The organism is Streptomyces flavofungini, from assembly GCF_041028215.1.
GTDB classification, from domain to species: Bacteria; Actinomycetota; Actinomycetes; order Streptomycetales; family Streptomycetaceae; genus Streptomyces; species Streptomyces flavofungini_B.
Window position 1 is genome coordinate 1 of sequence record NZ_JASKYR010000286.1, and the last position, 9,742, is coordinate 9,742.

At 71.8% G+C, this 9,742-nt stretch carries 11 protein-coding genes; 2 read left to right on the forward strand and 9 right to left on the reverse strand.

The annotated features are described in order from the left end of the window. Positions 1-120 precede the first annotated feature (120 nt). From AB8Z36_RS20300 to AB8Z36_RS20310, 3 genes are read right to left on the reverse strand one after another with little or no spacing between them, the layout of a single operon-like run. Positions 121-969 (reverse strand): carbohydrate ABC transporter permease, encoded by an 849-nt coding sequence (locus tag AB8Z36_RS20300; RefSeq protein ID WP_369214765.1) that lies wholly within the window; start codon positions 967-969, stop codon positions 121-123. Beyond that, complete coding sequence (locus AB8Z36_RS20305; protein WP_369214766.1) at positions 966-1,958, reverse strand: carbohydrate ABC transporter permease; 993 nt, start codon at positions 1,956-1,958, stop codon at positions 966-968. The genes AB8Z36_RS20300 and AB8Z36_RS20305 overlap by 4 nt, the downstream gene beginning before the upstream one ends. Continuing rightward, entirely contained in the window at positions 1,955-3,283 is a 1,329-nt protein-coding gene (locus AB8Z36_RS20310; protein WP_369214767.1) for an extracellular solute-binding protein, read from the reverse strand. The genes AB8Z36_RS20305 and AB8Z36_RS20310 overlap by 4 nt, the downstream gene beginning before the upstream one ends. 166 nt (positions 3,284-3,449) lie before the next feature. Between AB8Z36_RS20310 and AB8Z36_RS20315 the strand changes: the two genes are divergently transcribed. Then, positions 3,450-4,526 carry a LacI family DNA-binding transcriptional regulator gene (locus tag AB8Z36_RS20315; RefSeq protein ID WP_369214768.1) on the forward strand — a complete coding sequence of 359 codons (1,077 nt, stop codon included), beginning with the start codon at positions 3,450-3,452 and terminating at the stop codon, positions 4,524-4,526. Beyond that, positions 4,523-5,059, forward strand: coding sequence for an AAA family ATPase (locus AB8Z36_RS20320; RefSeq protein ID WP_369214769.1), 537 nt, complete (start codon positions 4,523-4,525; stop codon positions 5,057-5,059). The genes AB8Z36_RS20315 and AB8Z36_RS20320 overlap by 4 nt, the downstream gene beginning before the upstream one ends. Here the strand turns inward: AB8Z36_RS20320 and AB8Z36_RS20325 are convergent. The 6 genes from AB8Z36_RS20325 to AB8Z36_RS20350 all read right to left on the reverse strand — a co-directional run bounded on the left by AB8Z36_RS20325 (position 5,056) and on the right by AB8Z36_RS20350 (position 9,699). Then, entirely contained in the window at positions 5,056-5,406 is a 351-nt protein-coding gene (locus tag AB8Z36_RS20325) for an STAS domain-containing protein (RefSeq protein WP_369214770.1), read from the reverse strand. The two genes, AB8Z36_RS20320 and AB8Z36_RS20325, sit on opposite strands and share 4 nt — an antisense overlap. Before the next feature lie 483 nt (positions 5,407-5,889). Continuing rightward, positions 5,890-7,122: a cytochrome P450 family protein gene (locus AB8Z36_RS20330; RefSeq protein WP_369214771.1), complete on the reverse strand. Its 1,233-nt coding sequence runs from the start codon at positions 7,120-7,122 to the stop codon at positions 5,890-5,892. A gap of 13 nt (positions 7,123-7,135) precedes the next feature. After that, a complete protein-coding gene (locus AB8Z36_RS20335) occupies positions 7,136-8,344 on the reverse strand; it encodes a cytochrome P450 (RefSeq protein WP_369214772.1) in 1,209 nt (402 codons plus the stop codon). Continuing rightward, complete coding sequence (locus AB8Z36_RS20340; RefSeq protein WP_369214773.1) at positions 8,341-8,952, reverse strand: GTP-binding protein; 612 nt, start codon at positions 8,950-8,952, stop codon at positions 8,341-8,343. Before AB8Z36_RS20340 ends, AB8Z36_RS20335 begins: the two co-directional genes overlap by 4 nt. Next, a complete protein-coding gene (locus tag AB8Z36_RS20345; protein WP_369214774.1) occupies positions 8,930-9,286 on the reverse strand; it encodes a DUF742 domain-containing protein in 357 nt (118 codons plus the stop codon). Before AB8Z36_RS20345 ends, AB8Z36_RS20340 begins: the two co-directional genes overlap by 23 nt. Next, complete coding sequence (locus AB8Z36_RS20350; protein WP_369214775.1) at positions 9,283-9,699, reverse strand: roadblock/LC7 domain-containing protein; 417 nt, start codon at positions 9,697-9,699, stop codon at positions 9,283-9,285. The genes AB8Z36_RS20345 and AB8Z36_RS20350 overlap by 4 nt, the downstream gene beginning before the upstream one ends. Positions 9,700-9,742: the final 43 nt, after the last annotated feature.

Here is a 9,742-nt window from a genome sequence, read left to right on the forward strand (position 1 = left end):
GTGGTGCATCTGTGAACCTTTCGGGCGCGAGCCCAGAATGAGTGCTGCCGGGTGTGTCGGGGGCGCCGGGTGTACCCCGGCGCGGAGAACGGCGTACGCGACAGGGCGCGTGCCGGGCGCTCAGCCCTTCACCGCGCCGGTCGTCATGCCGGAGACGACCGACCTGCGGAAGATCAGCACCAGGAGCGCGATCGGCACGGTGGCCACCATCGCTCCGGCGAAGATCACGCCGTAGGGGACCTGGTACTGGCTGGTGAACAGGGCGATGCCCACGGAGACGGTGCGCCGGTCGTCGGAGCCGTTGAAGGTGAGGGCGAGCAGGAACTCCGACCAGGTCGCGGTGAAGGAGAACACGCCGACCGTGAAGAGGCCGGGCCGGGCCAGCGGCAGGATCACCGTCAGGGCGGTGCGCAGCGGCCCCGCTCCGTCGATGACGGCGGCCTCCTCCAGCTCGCCCGGAATGCCACTGAGGTAGTTGCGCATGATCCAGACGGCGAAGGGCAGGTTGAGCGCCACATACGGGATGACCAGGCCCGGGTAGCTGTTGAGCAGCCCCGCCTGGCGCTCCATCAGGAACAGCGGGACGAGCAGGGCGATCGGCGGGAAGACCGACAGCATGAGCAGTGCCGTCATGACGGCGCCGCGCCCGCGCAGCGGCAGCCGGGCGAGGGCGTATCCGGCGAAGAACGCCAGGGACAGGATGAGCAGGGTGGAGAGACAGGCCACGACCACGCTGTTGAGGAAGTAGTGGCCGATGCCGTTGCGCGCGAAGGCGGTCTCGTAGTTGCCGAGCGTGGGGTCCTTCGGCAGCGGGGTGGGCGGCGTCGCGCTGATCTCGCCGGGTCCCTTCAGGGAGGCGGACGCCATCCAGAGCAGCGGCAGCGTGGCGCAGACGGCGATCAGCAGGCCGCCGAGGTTGACGGCGTTGACGTAGCGGCGCACTCCGGTGCGCGGGGTGTGGCGGCTCATGCCCGGCCCTCCTCGTCGACCTGGCCGCGGAAGACGCGCAGGAACAGCAGACAGCAGCCGAGCACGATGACGGCGGTGGTGACCGCCACGGCGGCCCCGCCGCCGAAGTCGAGGTTCTGGAAGAGGACGCGGTAGCCGAGGATGGCGACCGACTGGGTGGCCGTGCCGGGTCCGCCGGAGGTCAGCACGTACGGCAGGTCGAAGATGCCGAACGCCTGGAGGATGCGGAAGAGGACCGCGATGGCGATGATGGGCCGCAGTTGCGGCAGGGTGACCTTCCAGAAGGTGGTCCACGCGTTGGCGCCGTCGATCTCGGCGGCTTCGTAGATGTCGCCCGGGATGAGCATCAGACCGGCGAGGACGACGATGGCGACGAACGGCGTCGTCTTCCACACGTCGACGACGACCATCGCCGCCATCGCGGGCACCGGCTCGCCGAGGATGTCGGGACGGGTGCCGAAGAGCTGCTCGCACAGCCAGCCGACCGCGCCGTAGGTGCCGTTGAACAGGTAGGCCCACAACTGGGCGGCGATGACGTTGATCACCGCCCAGGGCAGCAGGAGCAGCGCGAGGATCCAGCCCCGGGCGGCGCCGAGCCGCTCCAGGACCAGTGCGGTCAGCGTGCCGAGGACCAGTTCGGCGAAGACCGACACGACGGTGAAACCGAGGGTGAACGCGAGCGCCCGGTACCACTCGGCGTGCGTCAGGAGCGCCTCGTAGTGGGCGAGGGTGGGTGAGCCGAGCCGCAGGCCGCCGTACTCCAGACGCACCTCGAAGAAGGACAGCAGCAACGAGAAGACGACGGGGAAGACCGTCACCGCCGCGATGACCAGGAGGGCCGGGGAGGTGAACAGCCACCCGGTTCGGGCGCGGCGGCGGGCGGCGGAGCCCGGGGGTGTGCGCTCGGGCGTCCGCTGTGCGGTGCCTGCCGTGGCGCGGACCTCTCCACCCACCGGCGCCGGTGTCTTCGTCCGCGTCAGGGGAGTCACAGCGCCTTCCCTTCCAGGGCCGTGCGCAGCCCCTCGCGTGCGGCGCGGACCCCGGCGGCGGGGGAGAGGCCGCCGCGTACGACCTCGTTGGCCGGGGTGTAGAGCGCCTTGCTGACCTGCGGGTAGTACGGGGTCTGCACGGGCCGGGCGACCAGTTCCAGATCGGCGGCGCGCAGGACCGTCGGATCACCGGCGGCGCGGGCCTCGCGGCCGTCGAGCACGGAGGTCATCGCGGGGATGACCCCCGCTTCGCGGGCGAGCAGGCGCTGCACCTCGTCCCCCGCGCAGAACCGCGCGAACGCCATGGCGGCGCCGAGCTCCTTGGAGCTGGGGTTGACGAGGTTGCTCCAGCCGCCCGCGCAGGAGACGCCGGAGCGCCCGGTGCCCTCGAAACCGGGGCGCGGTACGGCGCCGATCCGCCCGGCGACACGGGAGACTTCCGGGGTGCTCGCGTTGACCCAGGCGTAGGACCAGTTGCGCAGGAAGAGCCCGCGTCCCCCGGCGAAGGCGTCCTGGGAGTCCGACTCCTTGTACGTGGCCACGGTGCGGGGAGTGACCCCGCTCGCGGTGAACTCCGCCATCAGGGAGAAGGCCCGCTCGGCCGCGGCGCCGCCGAGGACGGCCTCGCCGTTCCCGCCCAGGATGCCCGCGCCCGCGTCGGCGAGGAACTCGGTGACGTTGGCCGTCAGTGACTCGGTCACCGCCGCCTGCCACAGGAACCCGGCCTCCACGTCACCTGCCGTCTGCACCGTGCGTGCGGTGCGCAGCAGTTCCTCCCAGCTCCGGGGGACGCGCAGCCCGTGCTTGTGGAGGAGGTCCTCGCGGTAGAAGAGGTAGGTGCTGTCGGTGAAGAACGGCACCGCGTAGACCTTGCCCCGGAAAGTGGAGCCGCTGCGCAGGGCCGGGGGATAGGCGTCCCAGAAGCCGTCCGGGAGCAGCTCGTCCACCGGCAGGGCGAGCGAGGAGTGACCGAACTGCGCGGGCCACGTCGTGTCGCCGAGGTAGACGTCCGGCTGGTCGGAGCCGCCCGCGAGCTGGGTGGTGATCACGCTGCGGTTGCCGTCCGAGGTGGACAGCGCGTTGATCTTCGTGACGTGGATGTTGGGGTGCCGCCGCTCGAAGGCACGGATGATCAGATCCGCTACGACGGCGCCCCGCCGGGCGGGGATCTCGGAGACCCACCAGGTGAGACGGGCCGGTCTCCTCGGAACGGTCGCGGCCTGTTCGAGCAGGCCGTCGAGGTCCTTCCCTCCGCATCCGGACAGCAGACCCGCCGCGGCGGCGCTCAGGGCGCCCGTCAGGAGTGCTCGGCGGTGCAGGGACATGGCGTGTTCCTCCCCTCTGGGACTGCCTGATGACAGCGCTAGCAACGTAGGGAGCTTGGAGTAACAGTGTCAATGGTCACAGCCGTGTCAGTGCGGCGAGAATAGGAATGACAGCGCTGTCAGCATGCTGTGATCGATGTGGCACACCCTGTGTTAGCGTCCCGGCATGAACGGTGAAGTCGCTGAGAAGGGCGCCACGTTGGCGGACGTGGCCCAGAGGGCCGGAGTCTCGCCCTCCACCGTCTCCCGCACCCTGCGCGGTCTGCCGACGGTCTCCCCGGCGACCCGGGCACGGGTGGAGCAGGCGGCGCGCGAGCTGTCGTTCGCGATCTCGCGCAGCGCGTCCAGCCTGGTCACCGGGCGTACGGGCCGGGTCGCCGTGCTCGTGCCCAACCTCGACTCCTGGTTCCTCGGCGCGGCACTCGCGGGCATGGCGCCCGCGCTCAACGTCGCCGGTCTCGACATGCTCGTCTACAGCGTCACCACCGCCGAGCAGCGCGCGCAGTTCTTCGACCGGCTCCCCGCCCGGCGCAACGCCGACGCGCTGCTCGTCGTCAGCTTCGCGCTCTCCCCGGAGGAGCGGGCACGCCTGGACGAGCTGGGCATGCCCCTGATCTTCGTCAGCCAGCACGAGCAGGGCCGGGCGAGCGTCTCCGTGGACGACGTGGAGGCGGCCCGGCGCGGCACCCGCTATCTGCTCAACCTCGGCCACCGGCGCATCGCCTACCTGGAGCCCGCCGACCCGTCCGGCTTCGCCTGGAGCAGCAGGGCCCGCCTCGACGGCTACCGCATGGCCCTCGCGGAGGCGGGCATCGCCCGTGACGAGGACCTGGTCCGCCAGGTCCCGCACTGGGAAGGGCCGAGCCTGGACGCGGCGGTGGGACGGCTGCTGAGCCTCGCGGAGCCCCCCACCGCCATCTTCGCCGAGACGGACGACATCGCCTTCCGGCTCCTCACGGTCCTGCGCGGCGTCAACGTCCCCGTCCCGCAGCGCGTCTCCGTCCTGGGCTTCGACGGCCACACGATGGCGGAGCCCTGGGACCTCTCCACCCTGGCCCAGCCCGCCCGAGGCCTGGGCGAGGCGGCGGCCGAGCTGGCCCGCCGCGTCATCGACGACCCCGCCACCCACCGGGAGCGGCAGGTGGTCCTGCCCGTGGAGCTGGTGCCGAGGGGCAGTACGGGGCCCGCGCCCGCCGCGCGGCCGGAGGCCGACGGCCGTGCCGGACCGGCGGGTTCATCATGATCGTCTGGGTGAACGGCGCGTTCGGCAGCGGTAAGACCACGCTGGTGGAGGAGGTGCGCTCGCGGTGGCCCGAGGCGCTGGTCTTCGACCCGGAGACGGTCGGCTTCGTGCTGCGGAGCATCGTCGAGGTGCCGACCGGCGACTTCCAGGACCTGCGGCTGTGGCGACGCCAGGTCGCGGCCCTCGCCGTGGGTCTCGTCGCGGAGTACGGCCGTCCGGTCCTGGTCCCGATGACACTGGTCGACCCGGGCTATGTCGCGGAGATCTTCGGCGCGTTGCGCACGGCGGGCGTCACCGCGCACCACTTCTTCCTGAAGGTCCCCCGCGAGACGCTGGAGAGGCGGATCGACGGCCGCGTCTTCACCCCGGACGACCCCGCGCGGGACGAGCACGTCCGGCGCTGGTGCAAGGGCCGGATCGAGGCGTGCGTGGCCGCCGAGGACACCCTGCCCGGCGACACGGTCTTCCTCGACGGCGAACTGCCCCCGAGGGCCCTCGCCGGGCAGGTGCTGTCCCGCGCGCGCCTGACCTAGCCCGGAGCCAGCGGCAGGCGGGGTGAGAGGCCGGTGCGGTCGAGGGCGCGGCGGATGGCGGGGCTCGCCGCGGTGAGCGCGAGGCTCCCCTCGGCGTTCTGCAGCGAGCTGCGGATGCCGAGCAGGGTGTAGAGGCTCGCGTTGTCGCACCAGGTGATCGCGGACAGGTTCAGGAGCAGATGCCGGTGTCCGTCCGCTATCAGATCCACGACCGCCCCGCAGAGCGTGGGGACGGTGGCGAAGTCGAGCTCACCGCCGAGCCTGAGCTGTACGCGGTGCTGCTCGGCCGGTGCTTCCTCGATGGTCAGCCGTTGCTGCGGGTCGTAGGTGTCATACTTGCCCGTCATGTGGCCCGTTCCGGTGCATCGTGGGCGGGGCTCCACGGGCGCGACGCGCGCGGGTCGCGGGCTTCGCGCGGGATGCCCCCACTGGTGCCGGCGGTGTGTGAGCACATGCCGCCGACCGTGCTCGCGCCCCCAGGGAGAATGGCCGGTAGTTGCGGTTCCACTGGCAGCGTAGGGCCGGATCCGGCCGACCGGAAGGTGCCGCTGGGCGCGACGGCCGATCCGCCGCGACCGGGTGCCGACGCCATGGCCACCGGGCGGGCGGTGAGGCYCGACGGGCGGGAGAGGCGCGGCCCCGGCCGATGCGCCGCCCGCCGCGCCTCCCCTGTCGCGCCACGCCTTCGACAGGCGGATGAGACATCGCACGATTCATGCATGCGTTCCCGTGGTGAATCGGCAGCAGGACGTACGTAGTGCATGCCCTCGGCCACGCCGGACCCGCGGCCCGTCCGGGGCGGCCGGTGCCGCGGGGACCCGCGTCCGGGGTCAGTCCGTGGCGGGTCGCAGGATGACCGGCAGCGACTGGTGGCCGTTGCTTATCAGGGAGCCGAGCGGCAGCAGTTCGGCGGCGGGCACGGCGAGTTCGGCCTGCGGGAAGCGCTCGAAGAGCAGACGCAGCGCCGTGACGACCTCCATACGGGCCAGCGGGGCGCCGAGGCAGAAGTGGACGCCGTGCCCGAAGGCGAGGTGCTCCTTGGTCGTACGGGTGATGTCGAAGGCGTCCGCGGTCTCGCCGTGCCAGTCGGGGTGCCGGTTGGCCGCCGCGTAGGAGGCGAGGATCGCCTCGCCCCGGGCGATGGTCTGTCCGTCGGGGAGGGCGATGTCGGTCAGCGCGAACCGCAGGGGCAGATGCCGGGCGGCCGGTTCCAGGCGCAGGGTCTCCTCGACCGCGTCGCCCCAGTCCACCTGGCCCGACCTGAGCAGCGCGAGCTGGTCGGGGTGGGTCAGGAGCTGGGTGATGGCCTGGTCGATGACGTTGCCGGTGGTCTCGTATCCAGCGCTGATCATCAGCAGCAGGGTGTCGCGGAGCTCGTCCTCCGAGAGGCCGCCCTCCTCGTCCTCGTCGCGCGAGGTGATGAGCAGCGAGGTCATGTCGTCGCCGGGCTCGGTGCGCTTGGCGGCGATGAGCTCGTGCAGGGCGACGTACAGCGCCTTGGTGTTGGCCTCGGACTGCTCGGCGGTCAGGGTGGTGTCGAAGACGCCGTCGACCATCGTGCGGAAGGCCTCACGCTGCTCGGCGGGAACGCCCATGAGCCGGCTGATGACCGCGATGGGCAGCGGAAAGGCGAGCTGCTCGCGCAGGTCGACGGTCTCGCCGGGCGGGACGGCAGCGAGGCGGTCGACGATGCCGGTGACGACCGCGTCGATGTCCTGCTGGAGCGCGGCTATGCGGCGGTGGCTGAAGGCGGGGGCGACCATGCGGCGCAGCCGCCGGTGGTCGGCTCCGTAGGCGGTGAACATGTTCTCCACCACGACCCACAGGGCCAGCGGCCACCGCTGGACCGTCTCGGCGAAGTCGGGCCAGTGGGCGCGGGCGTCCTTGGAGACATCGGGGCTGGTCAGCAGCTCCTTGAGCAGGGCGGGATCGGTGACGGACCAGGCGTTCACGCCCAGGATGTCGACGCGGACCGCCTGGCCGTGCTGCCGCAGCTCGCGGTGCTCGTCGTGTGCGCGGGCCCCGGTGGGGTCGAGGGTGATGGGCTGCGTGGGCGCGGACATGGTGGGTGTCCCTTCAGACGGATTCGGCGGTGGGGAAGGAGACGGGCAGGGCGGCCAGCGCCCGGTGGAAGGGTCCGGGGCGCCAGAGCAGCTCGTCGGGGGCGGTGGCGAGGTCCATCTCCGGCAGCGCGTCGAGCAGGTGGGTGACGGCCGTCTCCGCGATGAGGTAGGCGTGCGGGCGCGCGGGGCAGGCGTGCGGTCCGGTGCTCCAGGACAGGTGGGCGCGGTTGCTCGCGGTGCGCTGGTCCCCGAGGGCGGGGTCGTTGTTGCAGCCCGCCATCGAGATGACGACGGGTTGGTGCGCGGGCAGCAGGAACCCGTCCACGTCGACCGGGTGCGGCGGATAGCTGATGCAGTAGTTCGCCATGGGCGGGTCGAGGTAGAGCACCGTGTCGAGCGCCTCGCGCACCGATGAGCCGCCCGCGTGCAGGTCCCCGGAGAACTGGTCGTCGGTGAGGATCTTCAGGACGGTGTTGCTGATGAGGTTGGTCAGCGGCTCGATGCCCGCGCCGTACAGGGTGACGAGCTGGTGGGCCATCTCGGTGTCGTCCAGGGCCGCGTCGTGCGCGAGGAGCCGGGAGGTGATGTCGTCGCCCGGCTGCCGACGGCGCAGCGCCACCAGGTCGGCGAGGGCCTGGGCCAGGATGTCGTTGCCGCTGGCGGCGTCGACGCCCTCGAAGATCTTGGCCATGCCGTCGGCGATGCGGCGGCCCATCTCGTCCGGGCAGCCGAGCAGCGCGCTCAGCACACGGAAGGCGATGGGCCAGGCGTACTGGGTCAGCAGATCGGCCTCGCCCGCCGCACGGAAGTCACCGATGGTGGCATCGGCGACCCGCTCGACCAGCGTACGGAGTTCATGCTGGTCGACGGCGTTGATCGCGGAGGTGTTCGCCGACCGGTAGCGGGTGTGGGCGGGGCCCGACGAACGCAGGGCGTTGGGGCGGTACTCCATCATCGGACGCACCGGGCAGGTCGCGGGCACCGACTGCTCCCAGACCCGGGGGTCGGCGGGGAAGCGCAGGGGGTCGYYGAGGATGCGCCGGGCCTGGGCGTAGCCGATGACGAGCGTCGCCGGGACCCCGGGGACGAGGTCCACCGGGACGAAGGGGCCGAACTCCGCCCGCATCTTCGCGTACGCGGCGTGCGGATCGGCCGCGAACTCCGCCTCGTACAGGGCGATGCGGCGCTCGTACGCCGCTTCGGTCGTGGTCGGGCTGGTCACGGGCGGGGCTCCAAAGCGGGTGCGTGCAAGCCGGTCAGGTACTCGCACAGGGTGATCAGGGCCAGGACGCTGGAGGTGGCGTCCCGCGCGTCGCACGTCGTCAGCGGGGTGTGCGCGTCCAGGTCGAGGGCCTGACGGATCTCGTCGAGGTCGTAGCGCGGGGCTCCGTCGAACAGGTTGACCGCCACCGCGTACGGGGTGCCCTGCTCCTCGTGCAGCGCGAGGATCTCGAAGGAGGCCTCCAGATTGCGGGTGTCGACCAGGACGAGCGCCCCGAGCGCGCCCTCGGTGAGCCCCGCCCACATGGGGCGGAAACGGCCCTGGCCCGGGGTGCCGAACAGGTACAGCACGAGGGCGTCGCTCAGATGCAGCCGCCCGAAGTCCATGCCGACGGTGGTGGTCGTCTTGCGCGGGGTGCGCGCCAGGTCGTCCACTCCGGCGCTGGCCTCGGTGATCCGCTCCTCCATGCGCAGCGGCGGGATCTGGGAGACGCTGCCCACGAACGTGGTCTTGCCGACGCCGAAGCTGCCCGAGATCACGATCTTCGCGGACCGGGTGACGCCGGGAGGCACGTATATCAGGCCGTCAGACGAGGGCGCGGAGACCACGCAGTACCTCCTGGAGCAAGTCGGTTCGGGGTTGGTCGGCACCGGCGGCGACCGGTCGGGTGAGCAGGCCTTCGTCGATGAGCGAGGAGACGAGGATGCGCACCGTGGAGGGCGGGAACTCCAGGGCGGCCGCGATGTCGGCGACGGCCAGGCCGCCGCCGCCCGCGTGGGTGAACAGGCCCATCACGCGCCGGGCGTCGGCCCCCAGGCCCTCGCTCGTGCCGCTCGCCGCGAGCAGCACGGTCTCCAGGCGCACATCCGGATCGGCGCGGACCCGTCCGTCGGTACGGACGTAGGGTCTGACCAGGTCCGGGTCTCGCCGCGGCCCGCTCACGTCGTCGGTAGGCCTGGTCCGGAAGGCTGCCGTGCGGCGACCTTCATCTCATGGCCGACGCGCTGGGCCAGCTCCAGCATGTGATGGGTGATCAGACCGATGTCGGCGTCGGGCCCGGTGGTCTGCACCGACAGCATGGTGTTGCCACCGGCCTGGGTGATCAGCCCCACGTGGTTGGTCAGCTCGATCAGCGCCTGCCGGGTGCCTCCGCCGCCGGTCTCCTCGTCGTAGGCGAGCGCGGCGGCGCGCACGGCGGCGGTGATCGCGGCGAACTTCTCCGCGTCGTCCTGGCCGATGCCGGACGTCCGCGAGTGCAGCAGGCCGTCGGAGCTCATGAGCACCGCGTGCCGCACCCCCTCTATGGAGCCAAGGGACCGGTCGAGGAGCCAGCCAAGTTCGTTGCCGGTGGTCACGGTCGGGCTCCTTCGTGCGTGGTGTTCGTGTCTTCACTACGGG